Below are 15,729 nucleotides of genomic sequence, written 5' to 3' on the forward strand. Positions count from 1 at the left end.
TTATAAGTTTTTTTTTAATTTTCTACTTCATTCAGTATTTCTTTTTTATCAATATCAGTATCATCCTCTACCACAAGGTTTTCCAGGATGAAGGTTTGTCTGTCCGGTGTATTTTTCCCCATGTAGAATTCCAGAAGTTGATCAATCGTCTGGTCTTTTCCTACTACTACAGGTTCTAAACGGATATCTTTACCAATGAAGTGCTTAAATTCGTCCGGAGAAATTTCTCCCAATCCTTTAAATCGGGTGATTTCAGGGTTTTTCCCCAATTCGTTTAATGCTTTTATTCTTTCTGCTTCTGTATAGCAATATCTTGTTTCCTTTTTATTTCTTACTCTGAATAACGGAGTCTGAAGGATATAAAGGTGTCCGTTTTTAATCAGATCCGGGAAGAACTGCAGGAAGAAAGTAATCATCAGCAAACGGATGTGCATCCCATCCACATCGGCATCAGTAGCAATAATTACCTGATTGTATCTCAGATCTTCCAGACTTTCTTCAATATTTAATGCGGCCTGAAGAAGATTAAATTCTTCATTTTCATATACTACTTTCTTGGTAAGACCATAACAGTTCAGTGGTTTACCCTTCAGTGAAAATACGGCCTGAGTTTCTACATCTCTGGATTTTGTGATAGATCCGGATGCAGAATCTCCCTCGGTAATGAAGATCTGGCTCTCTCCTTTTCTTTCGGCTTTCTGATCGTTATAATGCTGTCTGCAGTCACGAAGTTTTTTATTGTGAAGAGATACTTTTTTAGCTCTTTCTCTTGCCAGTTTCTGAATTCCTGAAAGTTCTTTTCTTTCTCTCTCGGAAATTAATATTTTTCTCTGAATTGCTTCAGCTATTTCCGGATTTTTGTGCAGGAAATTGTCCAGTTTACTCTTCAGGAAATCAATAATGAATGTTCTTACGGTAGGTCCGTTTGGCCCCATATCATTAGATCCTAATTTTGTTTTGGTCTGGGATTCGAAAACCGGTTCTTCTACATTGATGGAGATTGCAGCAATGATAGATTTTCTGATATCAGAGGCATCAAAGCTTTTATTGAAAAACTCACGAATCGTTTTTACATATGCTTCACGGAATGCATTAAGGTGTGTTCCTCCCTGCGTTGTATTCTGTCCGTTCACGAATGAGAAATAGGTTTCGGTCTGTGATTTATCAGAATGGGTAATGGCAAGTTCAATATCTTCATCCTTCAAATGAACAATCGGATAAAGAATCTCACTCTCCAGCTCTTCTTCCAACAGGTCTTTAAGACCATTTTCAGAATAATAGGTTTCTCCGTTGAAAAGAATTTTAAGTCCCGGATTCAGGTACGCATAGTTACGGAGCATTCTTTCGATATACTCTTTCCTGTATTTGAAATGCAGGAAGATTTCTCCATCAGGAATAAAAGAAATTTCAGTACCGTTTCTGTCTGAGGTTTCTTTCTCATCAAAGTTTTCTGTGATCATCCCGCGGGAGAATTCAGCAACTTTCATTTTTCCGTCACGGAAAGAACGAACTCTGAAGTAATCTGAAAGGGCATTTACCGCTTTGGTACCGACACCATTCAAACCTACAGATTTTTTAAACGCTTTACTGTCGTACTTACCACCGGTATTCATTTTTGAGACAGCGTCTACCACTTTCCCTAGTGGAATTCCACGTCCAAAGTCACGGATGGTAACTTTACCATCGTCCAGCTTTATTTCAATTCTTTTCCCTGATCTCATCCTGAACTCATCAATAGAGTTATCAAGGATTTCTTTTAACAGGATATAAATACCGTCATCAGCGGAAGAACCATCACCGAGCTTCCCGATGTACATACCGGGGCGCAAACGGATGTGTTCCTGCCAATCGAGGGTTCTGATATTATCTTCGGAGTAGGTTGGATTTATTTCTTGTGACATATATGATTTCAGCAAACATACAAAAGTACAAAATTGTCCAAAATTATCCGAATTTTTTCCTCTTGTTTTTTTTCAATATTCTACTACAAACATTGTATTATTCTTAATCAAATTATATATTTACGAAATTATCATTATCATGTGAAAAATTTATTTACTTTCCTCACATTATCTGCAATTTTATTCTTTCCCTCATTATTTTCTTCACAGATCCCCGGGATGGTGAACTATAGCGATGAGGAAGGATTAAACTGCTCCTATACCTATCATCTGAGACAAGATAAAAATGGTTTCATCTGGATAGGCAGCGATAACGGCTTATTCAGATTTGACGGAAAAGAATTTAAACAATACGGTAAGAAAGAAGGTTTAAAGAATATTGATATTATATCCTGTGAGCCTTTGCCCAACGGCGAGGTATTCATTCTTCCCTTCCTGAATGATTTTGCTTATTTAAAAAACGGCCGTGTTATCAATCTGAACATTAATGACTATGTAAAAAATCAGTTTTCAAGCTCTATTCCGAAAGTTACCCGTAATGGAAACCGACTTTATTTTTATGGAAATTTAAACCCTCAGAATATTTTCATCTATGAAAGCGGAAAAGTTAAAAAGATCTCCATCCCATTAGATTACGGGAAAAGATATTTTGCAACGCTCAGGTTTGAGCCGCATACTTACAATCTCTATTTGCATGATTCTCATCAGGGAAATATACTTGTCTACAATATCCTCACCGGAAAAAAGCAATATTTGAAGGCAGAAACCGGAAGTATGATCTGTGAGAAAGATGATCTTTTTGTATTCTTAAATAAAAATACAATTGAAGTGTATCAACTCTCTGCACCCTCAGGCATAAAAAAGATCCTATCTTATGATTGTGGCACACAAGAGAATGTTTTCTACGGACTTATTGATAAAAACAATAAACTATGGCTGAATATAAGTAATGGAGGCGTTTTATATTTCAACGAATCACTGACTGAAAAAAAGATAAACCTTGGTACTCCCATCAAAATACTGGACCGTTATGTGATCAATAATGTTCTTGTAGACAAAGATGATAACGTATGGTTCAATTCACGGAATAATGGTGTATTTTTCATATCAAAATCCCTTTTTGCCAATCATATCAATTTGCCTGTAAAAAGTAATTCTGAGTATATAAAAGCCATTACAAAAGATAACGGAAATATTCTTCTCGGCTACAATCAATCTGCCGGTGCGCTTATCAGTAAAAACAATAAAATACAAAATATTATCCTGGATAAAGGTGATAAAGATGAAAACATCTCGGTATATTTAAAAGGCAATATTTCCATTTTCGGTTTATCAGGTAAAGTTATTGTTCATGATATGGTCAATAATACTTCTAAAAAGATATATTGTTCCTTAAAGAACATTGTCTCTTACACACAGGATTCCTTATTTTTCTGTACATCTGGCGGCTTATTGACCTATAGTTTAAAGACTAAAAAAACAACAACCCTTTTTCAGGAGCGGGTATACACCGTTTTTCCCTACGATAAAGAGAATCTGTTTATCGGCAGCTTCAGTGATCTGTACAAATACAATATCAGAAACCGGAAAAAAACTTTATTTTTAAAGGGATACTATTTTACAGATATTAAAAAATTAGATGATTATACTTATTTGGGAGCAACTAACCTCCACGGGATTATTCTTTTTAATACTCAAGGAATTATAAGAAAAATCGGAAAGAATGATGGATTAATCAATGACCAGGTAAAAAAAATAGAAGTAGAAAATAAAAATACATTCTGGGCAAGCACCAATTCAGGGATATCCAGAGTTGAACTGACAGCAAAGAATCAACATATCAATAACTTCACCCAGACAGACGGACTTCCCTCTGATGCAGTGGCAGGTTGTGTGATAAAAAATGACACCATCTTCATTGGAACTTCTAAAGGACTTGGAATATTTTCCATCAAAAAACTACTGACTCAGGAAAAATTCATTCATAAAAAGGTCGTCATTAATTCAGTATCTATTGAAAATAATGAGCATTATGACCTGCAAAAAAGCCTGACTGCTTATCCCCACAATACCGTTATTTTCAATCTCAGCTTTCTGGATTATACCTCGTTGGGAAAAATAAGCTATAAATATAAGCTGGAAGGCCTTAATAACTCATGGCAGATCAATAATTCTTCTAAAGTCATCTTCAACTCTATTCCGCCAGGTAAATACACCTTCCGGGTTTACGGTTTAGGATATAACGGAAAACAATCCTACGCCTCTTCCGATCTCGCTTTTTATATAAAACCTCTGTTCTGGCAGACATGGTGGTTCAGGCTGATATTGGCCATCATCACCATCGGAACTCTATTGATGATTGTCTTTTCTTACCTGCATAAAAAAAGAAATAAGAAAATGGAAAAAATGGAATATGAAAAGAAGATTGCCGAACTTGAACTTCAGGCCATTAAAGCTCAGATCAACCCTCATTTTATTTACAACTGTCTGAATTCCATCCAATTTTTATTGTATAAAAAAGATTACCGTGAAACAGAAAACTACCTGGATATTTTCGCCAAGATGATCCGAAAAACACTTTATTATTCAGAAAAAACCTTTATGTCTATTAAAGATGAAGTGGAATATCTCACGCTGTATCTTGATATGGAAAAGCTTCGTGTAAAAGATCTTTTTGAGTATAAAATCATCATTTCTGAACAGGTAGATCAAAACTGGAAGATTCCTTCTTTACTGATACAGCCCTTTGTGGAAAATGCGATAAAGCATGGCATTTCAGGATTAAAAGACAGGAAAGGAAAAATTCTTATCAGCTTTGATTATACGAATGTTTCTTTATGTATTACCATTGAAGATAATGGTATAGGAATTTCCAACCAGGAAGCTTTGAAAAAAGACAACTCCTTCGGGGTAAAACTTTCTCATAAAAGGATTGAGACTTTCAAACAGCTTTTTGATACCAATATTTTTTTAGAAATCAATGCGTTTCCGGAAAGCAACAGACAGGGAACGCAAATAAAACTTTATATAAAACCTTATGAGAAATAAAATACAGGCATGCATTGTTGATGATGAGCAAGATGGCAGAGATTATATTGCATTACTTATGGAAAATGAATTTCCTGAAATCAACATAGAATTCCAGGCTTCCTCCGTGGAAGAAGCTTATATTTACCTTATCAAAAACTCTCCCGACATTCTGTTTCTGGATGTTCAGTTAGGTGATGGAACCACTTTCGATTTACTCTCAAAGCTGAATGAAGTTCATTCCCAGATCATTTTCATCACAGCTTACGAAAATTTCGCTATTCAGGCGATTAAAAATGGAGCTACAGATTATCTTTTAAAGCCTATAAAAAAAATGGATTTTATGATTGCTGTCAATAAAGCCCTGGACAATATCAAAAAAATACAGACTCCCAATCATACTCTTCTTAAAGATAACAAAATTGTTCTTTCTACCCTTCAGGGATTTAAGTTGGTAGAAATATCCAATATCATCCGCTGTGAAGCAGATTCAAGCTATACCCTTTTTTATCTTGCCGATAAATCAAAAATAATGGTATCCAGAACGCTTCATGAGTTTGAACCCATTCTGATGGAACATCATTTTTTCAGGATACATCATAAGCATCTTATTAACATTAATCATCTTCAGGAATATATTAAAGGCAGAGGCGGACAGGTAGTAATGAGTGACGGATCCGTTCTGGATGTCTCCTACCGCAAGAAGAATGACTTCCTTTCCACCATAGGAAAACCCGAATAAAATATTTTCTTTCGCACTTACTTATTCAACCTCCGCACTTATTAGTTGGAGCTGTTTTTTGTTAAGACTCTTCTCTACTTTCGTCATGTTAAACAAAAAAAAATTATCATGAAAATCACTAGAAAAGTACTCAAGAGAAATCAAATGAGATCCATTGCTGGAGGAACAGCATTTGTTACCCCAAGCAACCCCGGAACAATCCCTCAACCCCAGCCTCCTATTGCATCTAATCCGCAACAACCTATTGGAGGACTTCCTTTTATTTATACCATGCCATGGAATGGACTTCCATGGATTGAACCTAAATAATAATGATTTTAAAAATACATTCCAGTCTGCCGATTGGAATGTGGTTTTTAAAAGAAAAAGTTTCCGGCAATCTTATTCCGGACCAGAAAATAATGTAAAAACTGAAAAAATTAACCCATGAAAAAAATAGTACTCTACATGGCTTTGGTTTCTCTTTTATCCGCATCCTGCTCTGATGTGATAGAACAGTACGAAACTGAAGCTTCCAATTCCCAACTCATGAACAGGGATCTCACTTCAGAAGATGAAACAAAATATGCTGAAGAGGGAGAACCTACCGTATTAGGAGAACAGCTTCCTATTCCATACACGATTGAAAACATGATGGCTGCCTACAAATCATTGCTGGCTGAGCCAAAAGCAGAAGGCAACAGATCATTGACTGCTGTAAATATTCGCTCTACACACAAATACATTAAATTCAATCCGGCAACGGAAGATGAACTGGAAACACTACAGCAATCCGATCTTATTCTTTATGATTATCCACTTGATAAAGAAGTATTGGTAGTCGGTAAATTCTATCATGATCCTGATGTTCCCGCCGATCAGCCTACACCGCAATATGCAACGGTGAGGAATGAGACAGCCTTACCTGCCGGGATTAGCTATGAGATTCTTCAGGAGGTGTATCTTCCCGAAGAGGATCTTGAGCTCTTAGGCACTGGTAATATGAATTATAAATTCGTCTATAGCCTGGTCCATAGGGCAGAAAATATATCCGGTTTCACACCTTGGGAGCCCAGCGACTATAAGCCCTGGGATAACATAGGAGAACCTGGGCAATGGTATCCCAATCCAAACCCAAATCCCGGAGGAGGAGGAGGCGCTCCAATATATGGTACCATCCGAATTTTCGATACAAGATTAAATACACTGATCCCTTTTGAAGGCGCCAAAGTTACCGCTAAAAGAGGTTTGAGAACAAGAGAAGGTATCACCAATGCAAATGGCCAGTACGGATTGAGCGGCACCCCTTTTCCCAACAACAGAAATGTAGATTTTAAACTGCATATGGATAGAAAGCATTTTGTAATAAAGGATAACATGGTCAGCCCGTCCAATGTAGTCCGAAATAATATCAAAAGTAATCATTGGAGTCATGACATTATGCCTGGCTATGAAAATATGCAGGGCCACATGTTCAGAGCAGCTTATCGCTATTTTTATAAAGATATAGGAGGCCTGCAAAGGCCTGTCAGACCTGGTGGAAACCGTTCACACATCATAGCTAAAAATACCGCTAAAAATTGGCAGGGAATCAATTATGTTCTTTTTCCTTACCTAAAAATAGCAAGGTTTCAGCCCGGATCAACAACGGAATATCAGTCTGATGATTATTTTTCAACCACTGTACATGAACTGGCCCATACATCTCATGTGATCAAGATGAACACCGGTTTAGTTCAGTATTCACAGGTTAATTCTATGTTGCAGGAAAGCTGGCCATGTGCTGTAGAATGGTTTGTAACAGGAATAGAATATAGAGAAAGAGGCATTGCAAATTATGGAACGCCAAATTATAATCCATCTAATCCTCCTGTATTTCCTAATCGTTTCGGATATCAGTTCTGGAGTTTGAATACAAGTTCTGACTACACCAACTTATTCATTAATTTAGTTGATAATTTCAATGAATTGGGACAGTCATTTAGCCCTCAACCTATGGGAACGGTCAATGATCAGGTTACCGGCTATACCTTAGCAAATATTGAAAATAATTTCCTAAAATATTGTTATGGATTAAGCAGTTTAAGTGTTCAGCTTAAGGCGAACAGGCCCGCTGGAGTAAGCAATGCACAGATTGATTTACTATTAAGTTCCTATTAAATTTATTCCTTTTAAAATAATGACCATCCTTTTATGAGGATGGTCATTTTATATCAATTTTACATTGTATACAATTTCTTCTTTTCCAGCTGCCCAATCATATTTTTCAGCATTGCTGGTACAATCAGTCTATGGAAAGGCCGAACGGGTAAAAAATAGAGAACTCCCAGCCAGTTATGAAATTTTACCGTCGTTGATATGGTAAGGGAGTTTTTATTGATCTCTTTTTTATTCTTGTCTACGAAAAGAGAAACTCTGAAATCCAGATGCTTATCATCTTCTCCCAGAACAATTTCGTTATTGGTTTTATCAAACACCTTAAAAAGTCCTATACGCTCTCCTATTTCGCATTGAAAATCCTTCTCGGTTTGTTGTTTTTCTGCTTCATATCCGGTTTTCAACCCGAATAATCCCATTATTTTATTTCTGAAAGCAAACATTTTCTTTCCCCATTTTGGTCCGCTTGTAAAGAAAGTTTTTCCTATTTCCGAGATATCAATATTTCGACCGTCATTGGCAAGTTCTCCCTGAAAGCTATCCATATAATCGAAATCTTTTTTCCCTTGAAACAAAATAGACCTTTCAGGAAACCCTGTCTTCTTAATCTTCATTGTCATTGTTTTTATGGTTGTTGGTCTAACAAATGTAAGTATCTTTTCATTGGTTTAAAAGGAAAATTCAAACAATTGTTTAAACCATTTCTATAATCTGGAACTTACTATTTGATCTTAAAATTTTTCTAAAAACTTCATTAAACCTACTGTTTGCTAATTTTTATCTCCTTAACTTCAAACTGTTTTAATTATTTCATTAAATTCGGTCCACAAAACTGTTTTTATGATACAACTTCCTTTATCAAAACTTTCCAATGTAGGAACCACTATTTTCAGCCAGATGACTCAGCTTGCCAATGAAAATGAAGCCATCAATCTGTCTCAGGGTTTTCCTGATTTTATGCCAGATTCAGAATTATTAAATCATGTAGATCATTTTATTAAAAAAGGCTTCAACCAGTATGCACCTCTTGGCGGAATGATTAGCTTAAAGGAAGAAATTGCACGAAAAATTGAAAACAGCCATCAGGCAGTTTACCATCCGGACTCTGAAATAACAGTTACTGCGGGTGGTACTCAGGCAATTTTCACGGCTATTGCATCATTTATTAAAAAGGATGACGAAGTAATTATTTTTGAACCGGCGTATGATTGTTATGAACCTACGGTAGAACTTTTCGGAGGTATTGTCAAACGATTTGAAATGAAAGCTCCCGATTATGAAATCAACTGGGCGGAAGTAAACAATCTTATCAGTGAAAAGACCAGGATGATCATTCTTAATAATCCTAACAATCCTTCAGGAAAAATTCTGAAAGAAAATGATATCCAAGAACTTATTACGCTGGTAAAAGGAACTTCTATTCTTATTTTGAGTGATGAAGTGTATGAAAATATTATTTTTGATGGAAAACAGCATTTAAGCATCTGTAAATACCCTGAATTGAAAGAAAGAAGTCTTCTAGTGGCCTCTTTTGGTAAGCTTTTCCATGTTACCGGATGGAAAGTAGGCTATTGTGCAGCACCTGAAAGCCTAACGGAAGAATTCAGAAAAGTACATCAATTCAATGTGTTTTGTGTAAACACTCCTATTCAGCTGGCTCTGGCAGAATACATGAAAAACGATGAACATTATACTTATCTGAATCAGTTTTTCCAGGAAAAAAGAGACTTTCTGAGAAAAGGTCTTACAGGTACATCGTTCGAGCTTCTGGATTGTGAAGGGACTTATTTTCAGGCGGTGAAATATGATAAGATTTCGGATAAAAATGATTTTGATTTTGCTTCAGAACTTACCATCAATCATAAGGTGGCCAGCGTTCCTTTCTCTTCATTTTATAAAAACAAGCTGAATGAGAATGTGATCAGGTTGTGCTTTGCCAAGAAGCAGGAAACCCTGGAAAAGGCTCTTGAGAATTTATCAAAGATTTAATACTTTCTGATTAAAACAAAGAGGTAAAGAGATTATGCATAAAACTCCGGAAATGTTTCCGGAGTTTTTTTTTCTATTCACAGGTGAATTTTAAATTAGCGGAGAAAGCAGTCTGGCCAGATGTTCAAAAAAAACTTTGAATTTTGACCTTTTTTTCCAGGTATCAAGGAAGATTTCTTCACAATCATTCATATCCTCAATAAAAAGGTTTTTAAGCTTCTGATTAATTTCAGCATCAAAGATTAATGTATTCACCTCAAAATTAAGTTCCTGACTTCTGACATCCATATTCGCGGTTCCTACAGATGAGAAATGGTCATCAACAATCATTGTTTTGGCATGAATAAACCCTTTTTTGTAAAAGAATACTCTCACTTTGTTCTCCAGAAGTTCATCATAATAGGAATAGGCTGCGGCATTCACCACCACAGAGTCTCCTGATTTTGGTACCATAAGCCTTACATCAAGTCCGGAAAGACCAGCCTGCTTTATAGCGTTCAATACCGTTTCAACAGGGATAAAATAAGGCGTTACAATATATACTTTTTTTTGGGCAGAAAGAATTGCCGAACTGGTGCTCAACACAATGGAAGGTCTGGTATCAGGACCACTTGCAGCAACCTGAACAAGAGAACTTCCTGCTTCTGCTTTTTTATAATCGAAATACGAAGTTGAGATTTCGGGAAATTTTTCAGTAGCAAAAACCCAGTTGCTGAAAAACAAAAACTGAAAATAAAAAGCGGCTTCTCCTTTAATATAAAGATGAACGTCTCTCCAGTACTGTTTTGGATTAGGATTGATGTATTTATCCGAAACATTGATGCCACCTGTAAAAACCTCAGTCCCATCTACAATGATGATCTTCCTGTGATCTCTGTAATTTACTCTGTTCGCAAGAAGCCTGAAAGTAATTTTGTTGACCGGAGATACTTCCACTCCTGCTTCCTGTAACTTTCTTAAAAACTTCCGGCCTAATTTTCCACTTCCCAGATCATCATAAAGAAAACGTATTTTAACACCTTGCTTTGCTTTCCTCATCAACAGATCAGCAAGCCTGTTTCCGACGTCGTCATTATCATAAATATAATATTCCAGATGGATATGATGTGCTGCCTTTTCAAGTACTTCAAAAACCTTTTCAAATTTAGCCTCACCATTGATCAGGATTTCCGTATGATTTCCCTGAGAAACAGGTGCATTACCGGCATTGTAAAGAAAATTAACAGTGAGCAAAAAATTCTGTAATTCTTCCTGATGAGCAATCAGTGTTTTATGATGGGTTTCTTCAATATATTGCTGTACTTTTTGATATATCTGCTCATTGCGTTCTATTTTGAAGGTATAAAATTTATTCTTTCTGAAATTGACTCCAAAAACAAAATAAATGATGATTCCTACCACCGGAAGAAAAATAATAAGGAGAAGGTAAGCCAGTGTTTTGCTTGTATTTCTGGTATCCATAATGATCTTAGCTGCCAGGAAAATAACCCCGAGAAGATAAAGGGCCTCAAGTCCCAACAAAATGTATGGATATTGATCAAGAAATTCTTTAACCATATTGACTGATCTCTAGGTTAAAGATAGTGAAAAAGGCCAAAAAGGAAATTAAAAATTTCTCTTTTTGGCCTTTTAAAGTTCTATAGAAACATTCCTCCTGAAACTTCTATTCTTTGTCCATTGATCCATCTTGCATCTTCTGTACACAGGAAGGCAACCACTCCACCAATGTCATCCGGAAGACCTACTCTTCCCAGCGCTGTAGCACCTGCCACCATGGCATTAATCTCTTCATTGTCTCTTACTCTTCCGCCACCAAAATCTGTTTCAATAGCTCCCGGAGCTACAACATTGGCTTTGATTTTTCTCGAACCCAGCTCTTTAGCCATGTATTTCGTCAGCATTTCTACACCTGCTTTAATTGATCCATAAATAGAAGATCCCGGTGTTGCAAATCTCGCCAACCCTGAAGAGACATTAATAATACCTCCTCCATCATTGATAAACGGCAATAATTTTTGAGTCAGGAAAAATACCCCTTTAAAGTGAATATCTACCACATCGTCCAATTGTTCTTCCGTTACTTCTGTAATCGGGGAATATAAGGCTGTTCCTGCATTATTGATCAGGTAATCAATATGAGTACTTCCTGTATTTTGCTGCAAATGATCTGTTACGTTTTTTACAAAAGCATCAAAGCTTTTAATATCTTTTGTATCAAGCTGAAATGCTACAGCATTTCTTCCCATTGATTTGATTTCATTAACAACAGCATCAGCCTCTTCTTTGTTACTTCTGTAGGTAATAATAACATCTAATCCTTTTTGAGCAATTTTAAGTGCTGAGTTTTTCCCTAATCCACGGCTTCCTCCGGTTACCAGTGCAATATTTGTTTTTGTGTTCATTGTATTTTGATTATTTTGATGGTACAAAGTTGGGATATTTTCAGACTGAAGTGTTTGCTTGAATCAATCTGAAATTTGCAAAATTCAAATCAGGAACGAAATTCCAATGGGGTAAACGTTGTTTTCCTTTTAAAGAAATTGGAAAAATGGGCAATCTCCTCAAATCCCAGCGCATATGATATTTCTGAAACATTCCATTTCGTTTGTTTTAAGAGTATTTTAGCTTCCTGAATAATCCGGTCCGAAATAAATTCTGTGGTTGTCTTTCCGGTGCTTTCTTTTAATCTTTTGTTTAAGTAATTGACATGAACAGCCAATCGGTCTGCATAATCTTTTGCAGTCTTCAATTGCAGTCTCTGTTCCCATGATTCAATAGGAAACTGTCTTTCCAGCAGCTCTATAAATAAAGAAACCACTCGCATGGATGCATCATTTGAAGCCGATATTTTGGATGCAGGCTGTAATTTCTGTCCATAATGAATCAACTCCAGAACATAGTTTCTGATCAGATCATATTTAAATACATAATCTGAATCTATTTCTTTTTTAATTTTTTTAAAGAGGCTTTCAATCTCTTCTGCAAATTCATTATCAATTTCAAAGACAGGCACTCCTCCCGGCTGAAAGATAGGAAGATCTTCAAGATTGTAGTAAGATTTATCCTTAATGAAGAAGTCTTCCGTAAATACACAGAAACTTCCGGACTGATCCGGATCTTCAGGAACCCAGTGATACGGAACTTTAGGAGTTGCAAACAATAAGGCATTCTGTTGTATTGAAATTACTTTGTCTGCATATTCTGCTCTATTTCTTCCTTTTATAAAGCTGATTTTATAGTATTTCCTTCTGTTATAAGGCATTTCGGAAGTGGCCTTTGCTCTTTCTATCGTTTGGGCAATATCAAAAACATTAAAGTGACCGATGTCTTTATGCAATCCTTTTGGAAAAATACTTTCGAGATCTTTTCCCAGCTTGGCTGCCATCTCTTTATAAAAATCTTCCAGTGAAGTGTGTGCTATTTTTTCCATTACAAATGATTTGTAAAATTCAAATATACAAAGTTATGAAATAACCTACTTTGAATTGATTTTGGATGCCCCTATCTGAACTCTAAACTTATTTTTAAATTTCAAAACCATCCACTCAATATGTCAGTTTAAAACTTCAACGAATTTATTAATCCAACTTAATATTAACCATCAATATCCGAAACAACATTAAAAAAATATTTATTTTTTCTATACACAGTGATATAACTCATTTATTTTTATTACTTTAGTCAAAACTAACCTATTAAAAATCAAATCAATGAGAAATCAAATCAGTCAAATCGGAAAAAAATTAAACAAAAAAGAATTAAGAACTATTAAAGGAGGTCTTATCAACTGCATGGAACCAGTTCTTTGCCCTACCCCTTGTGAGCCTTCTTCTGATCCCTATGGATGCACAATCATTTCTCCAAAATGTGCACAGAAAGAGTGCAGACCACAATTATAATTAAAGGGCCATTTTATAAACAAAAAAACTATGAAAAAGATTGAATTAAGTAAAGGTAAAAAGCTTGAAAAAAAACAATTAAAAATGATTCAGGGAGGTATGCTGGATTGCATGGAGCCAAGACCATGCACAGAATTCCCATGTGAAACCTATCCTCCTGACGATGTCAGAAACTGCACCAAGATTTCTGTTGGCTGTGCCCAAAAAATCTGCAGACCACAACCCTAAAGATAGCACTCATTACAAAAACAAAAATTAAACAGTATGAAAAATCAAGATTTAACTCACGGAAAAAAATTGAACAAAAGACAATTAAGAGTAATAACCGGAGGAAAAGAAATGTGTCTTCTTCCAGACCTTACCTGTAAGAAATTTTCTTTTGCCTGCGCAGAATTACAGTGCCAGCCAGGTATTGAATTGTAATAAGTCAAAAAAAACTAAACCATAAAAACTTTAACGAATGAAAAATCAATATTTAAATAATGGTAAAAAACTGAATAAAAAACAGTTGAAAACCATTAAAGGAGGTGTCATGATATGTAGTACAGGTGGAGCAAACGGCAGAGTATGCGCACAAATCCATCCATCATGTTATGAACCAGAGTGTAGAAGTGGCCAGGCAGAATTAAGATGCACAGATATAACTAATAATTGTGTTGTCTTCTCTCTATCCTGTATAGAGCCAAAATGCCGGTTTGATATAGGTATCCCACTTTAAAAATAAAAATGCTGCTCTCTAACTTCAGGGAGCAGTAATTTTTAGTACCTGTTCCAAACATCAAAATATAAACAGACAGCCAACATTATTAATTTAAAGCAAAAAACGCTCCCAAATACATGGAAGCGCTTTTTTAATATAACTAACTTTAATACTTTTCTTATACGTTGAATCTAAAGTGCATGATGTCACCATCCTGTACGATATATTCTTTACCTTCTACAGAAAGTTTTCCGGCTTCTTTTATCTTTACTTCAGAACCGTAAGTAATGTAATCGTTATACTTGATTACTTCTGCACGGATAAATCCTTTTTCAAAGTCTGTATGGATTACTCCTGCAGCTTGTGGAGCTGTCCAGCCCTGTCCGATAGTCCAAGCTCTTACTTCTTTTACCCCAGCTGTAAAATACGTCTGAAGTTTCAAAAGATCATATGCTTTTCTGATCAAACGGTTAACTCCCGGCTCTGTAAGACCAAGTTCATCAAGGAAAATTTCTCTTTCTTCGAACGTTTCAAGTTCATTAATATCCGCTTCGATCTGTGCTGCCAGTACTACTACTTCAGCACCTTCGCCTTTAGCCATTTCTTCAATCTTAGCAATCCACTCATTTCCGTTTTTGATAGAGTTTTCATCTACATTACAAACGTAAAGGACCGGTTTATTTGTCAACAATTGAACTTCTCCGATGATTGATTTTGTAAAGTCATCAGTCGCAAATTCTCTTGCATTCTTACCGTCTTCAAGAAATTTCTGTAAATTCTGAAGGGTTTCGTAAGTAAGAATATCTTCTTTCTTCCCTGATTTGATGAATTTTTTAGCTTTTTCAACTGCTTTTCCTACGGTTTCAAGGTCTTTCAGCTGAAGTTCTATATCAATAATTTCTTTATCTCTTAATGGATCTACTGAACCTTCTACGTGAACGATATTTCCATTATCAAAACATCTTAAAACATGAATAATCGCTTCACACTCGCGGATATTAGCCAAGAACTGGTTCCCCAATCCTTCTCCTTTGCTGGCACCTTTTACAAGACCCGCAATATCAACAATTTCAACTACAGCGGGTAAAACTCTCTCAGGTTTTACGATTTTCTCCAGTTCAAACAATCTCTGATCTGGTACAGAAACCGTCCCAAGGTTCGGTTCAATAGTACAGAAAGGATAGTTTGCTGATTGAGCTTTTGCATTGCTCAGACAGTTAAAAAGAGTTGATTTACCTACATTCGGTAAGCCTACGATTCCACATTTCATATTGTAAAATTCAAAGTTTAAGGTTTAGGGCAACTCAAGGTATCTTCAACTTTAAACATTGATCT

Annotated in this window: 15 protein-coding genes; 9 read left to right on the forward strand and 6 right to left on the reverse strand. The window is 35.9% G+C overall.

Annotated elements, in window-relative coordinates:
* Positions 1–14 precede the first annotated feature (14 nt).
* On the reverse strand, positions 15–1,901 hold the full coding sequence (locus tag BUE84_RS12940) for a DNA topoisomerase IV subunit B (protein WP_079241968.1): 1,887 nt from the start codon (positions 1,899–1,901) through the stop codon (positions 15–17).
* A gap of 219 nt (positions 1,902–2,120) precedes the next feature.
* On the opposite strand from BUE84_RS12940, the gene BUE84_RS12945 reads away from it, so the two are divergent.
* The 4 genes from BUE84_RS12945 (at position 2,121) to BUE84_RS12960 (ending at position 7,809) form a co-directional block, all read left to right on the forward strand.
* Positions 2,121–4,949, forward strand: a complete 2,829-nt coding sequence (locus BUE84_RS12945) for a histidine kinase (protein WP_079241969.1) — start codon at positions 2,121–2,123, stop codon at positions 4,947–4,949.
* Positions 4,939–5,670, forward strand: a complete 732-nt coding sequence (locus BUE84_RS12950) for a LytR/AlgR family response regulator transcription factor (RefSeq protein ID WP_079241970.1) — start codon at positions 4,939–4,941, stop codon at positions 5,668–5,670. Before BUE84_RS12945 ends, BUE84_RS12950 begins: the two co-directional genes overlap by 11 nt.
* Positions 5,671–5,778: 108 nt before the next feature.
* On the forward strand, positions 5,779–5,979 hold the full coding sequence (locus BUE84_RS12955; protein ID WP_079241971.1) for a hypothetical protein: 201 nt from the start codon (positions 5,779–5,781) through the stop codon (positions 5,977–5,979).
* 117 nt (positions 5,980–6,096) lie between these two features.
* Complete coding sequence (locus tag BUE84_RS12960; protein ID WP_079241972.1) at positions 6,097–7,809, forward strand: hypothetical protein; 1,713 nt, start codon at positions 6,097–6,099, stop codon at positions 7,807–7,809.
* 59 nt (positions 7,810–7,868) lie between these two features.
* On the opposite strand, the gene BUE84_RS12965 is transcribed toward BUE84_RS12960, so the two are convergent.
* The gene (locus BUE84_RS12965; protein WP_079243940.1) at positions 7,869–8,420 is read right to left on the reverse strand and encodes a DUF2867 domain-containing protein; all 552 of its coding nucleotides are present in this window, start codon (positions 8,418–8,420) and stop codon (positions 7,869–7,871) included.
* A gap of 226 nt (positions 8,421–8,646) precedes the next feature.
* Here BUE84_RS12965 and BUE84_RS12970 point away from each other — a divergent pair, with 226 nt between their 5' ends.
* The gene (locus tag BUE84_RS12970; protein WP_079241973.1) at positions 8,647–9,795 is read left to right on the forward strand and encodes a methionine aminotransferase; all 1,149 of its coding nucleotides are present in this window, start codon (positions 8,647–8,649) and stop codon (positions 9,793–9,795) included.
* A gap of 90 nt (positions 9,796–9,885) precedes the next feature.
* Here the strand turns inward: BUE84_RS12970 and cls are convergent, their stop codons facing one another.
* The 3 genes from cls to BUE84_RS12985 all read right to left on the reverse strand — a co-directional run bounded on the left by cls (position 9,886) and on the right by BUE84_RS12985 (position 13,225).
* Positions 9,886–11,352: a cardiolipin synthase gene (cls, locus tag BUE84_RS12975; RefSeq protein ID WP_079241974.1), complete on the reverse strand. Its 1,467-nt coding sequence runs from the start codon at positions 11,350–11,352 to the stop codon at positions 9,886–9,888.
* Between the two features lie 80 nt (positions 11,353–11,432).
* Positions 11,433–12,197 carry an SDR family NAD(P)-dependent oxidoreductase gene (locus BUE84_RS12980; RefSeq protein ID WP_079241975.1) on the reverse strand — a complete coding sequence of 255 codons (765 nt, stop codon included), beginning with the start codon at positions 12,195–12,197 and terminating at the stop codon, positions 11,433–11,435.
* A gap of 89 nt (positions 12,198–12,286) precedes the next feature.
* Positions 12,287–13,225, reverse strand: coding sequence for a helix-turn-helix domain-containing protein (locus BUE84_RS12985; RefSeq protein WP_079241976.1), 939 nt, complete (start codon positions 13,223–13,225; stop codon positions 12,287–12,289).
* 280 nt (positions 13,226–13,505) lie between these two features.
* On the opposite strand from BUE84_RS12985, the gene BUE84_RS12990 reads away from it, so the two are divergent.
* The 4 genes from BUE84_RS12990 to BUE84_RS24205 are packed head-to-tail and all read left to right on the forward strand — an operon-like array spanning position 13,506 to position 14,412.
* Entirely contained in the window at positions 13,506–13,694 is a 189-nt protein-coding gene (locus BUE84_RS12990) for a hypothetical protein (protein ID WP_062675156.1), read from the forward strand.
* Between the two features lie 30 nt (positions 13,695–13,724).
* Positions 13,725–13,922: a hypothetical protein gene (locus tag BUE84_RS12995; RefSeq protein WP_079241977.1), complete on the forward strand. Its 198-nt coding sequence runs from the start codon at positions 13,725–13,727 to the stop codon at positions 13,920–13,922.
* 36 nt (positions 13,923–13,958) lie between these two features.
* Positions 13,959–14,117, forward strand: a complete 159-nt coding sequence (locus BUE84_RS24570) for a hypothetical protein (RefSeq protein WP_167595391.1) — start codon at positions 13,959–13,961, stop codon at positions 14,115–14,117.
* Positions 14,118–14,154: 37 nt separating this feature from the next.
* Complete coding sequence (locus BUE84_RS24205) at positions 14,155–14,412, forward strand: hypothetical protein (protein ID WP_145953244.1); 258 nt, start codon at positions 14,155–14,157, stop codon at positions 14,410–14,412.
* A gap of 160 nt (positions 14,413–14,572) precedes the next feature.
* Here the strand turns inward: BUE84_RS24205 and ychF are convergent, their stop codons facing one another.
* Positions 14,573–15,664, reverse strand: a complete 1,092-nt coding sequence (ychF, locus tag BUE84_RS13000; protein ID WP_034696517.1) for a redox-regulated ATPase YchF — start codon at positions 15,662–15,664, stop codon at positions 14,573–14,575.
* Positions 15,665–15,729: the final 65 nt, after the last annotated feature.

This window comes from Chryseobacterium indologenes (assembly GCF_002025665.1).
Taxonomy (GTDB): Bacteria; Bacteroidota; Bacteroidia; order Flavobacteriales; family Weeksellaceae; genus Chryseobacterium; species Chryseobacterium metallicongregator.

Bases quoted from the DNA above. Each gene is read 5' to 3' on its own strand.
- BUE84_RS12940 (WP_079241968.1), bottom strand. From the start codon at position 1,901: ATGTCACAAGAAATAAATCCAACCTACTCCGAAGATAATATCAGAACC.
- BUE84_RS12945 (WP_079241969.1), top strand. From the start codon at position 2,121: ATGGTGAACTATAGCGATGAGGAAGGATTAAACTGCTCCTATACCTAT.
- BUE84_RS12950 (WP_079241970.1), top strand. From the start codon at position 4,939: ATGAGAAATAAAATACAGGCATGCATTGTTGATGATGAGCAAGATGGC.
- BUE84_RS12955 (WP_079241971.1), top strand. From the start codon at position 5,779: ATGAAAATCACTAGAAAAGTACTCAAGAGAAATCAAATGAGATCCATT.
- BUE84_RS12960 (WP_079241972.1), top strand. From the start codon at position 6,097: ATGAAAAAAATAGTACTCTACATGGCTTTGGTTTCTCTTTTATCCGCA.
- BUE84_RS12965 (WP_079243940.1), bottom strand. From the start codon at position 8,420: ATGAAGATTAAGAAGACAGGGTTTCCTGAAAGGTCTATTTTGTTTCAA.
- BUE84_RS12970 (WP_079241973.1), top strand. From the start codon at position 8,647: ATGATACAACTTCCTTTATCAAAACTTTCCAATGTAGGAACCACTATT.
- cls (WP_079241974.1), bottom strand. From the start codon at position 11,352: ATGGTTAAAGAATTTCTTGATCAATATCCATACATTTTGTTGGGACTT.
- BUE84_RS12980 (WP_079241975.1), bottom strand. From the start codon at position 12,197: ATGAACACAAAAACAAATATTGCACTGGTAACCGGAGGAAGCCGTGGA.
- BUE84_RS12985 (WP_079241976.1), bottom strand. From the start codon at position 13,225: ATGGAAAAAATAGCACACACTTCACTGGAAGATTTTTATAAAGAGATG.
- BUE84_RS12990 (WP_062675156.1), top strand. From the start codon at position 13,506: ATGAGAAATCAAATCAGTCAAATCGGAAAAAAATTAAACAAAAAAGAA.
- BUE84_RS12995 (WP_079241977.1), top strand. From the start codon at position 13,725: ATGAAAAAGATTGAATTAAGTAAAGGTAAAAAGCTTGAAAAAAAACAA.
- BUE84_RS24570 (WP_167595391.1), top strand. From the start codon at position 13,959: ATGAAAAATCAAGATTTAACTCACGGAAAAAAATTGAACAAAAGACAA.
- BUE84_RS24205 (WP_145953244.1), top strand. From the start codon at position 14,155: ATGAAAAATCAATATTTAAATAATGGTAAAAAACTGAATAAAAAACAG.
- ychF (WP_034696517.1), bottom strand. From the start codon at position 15,664: ATGAAATGTGGAATCGTAGGCTTACCGAATGTAGGTAAATCAACTCTT.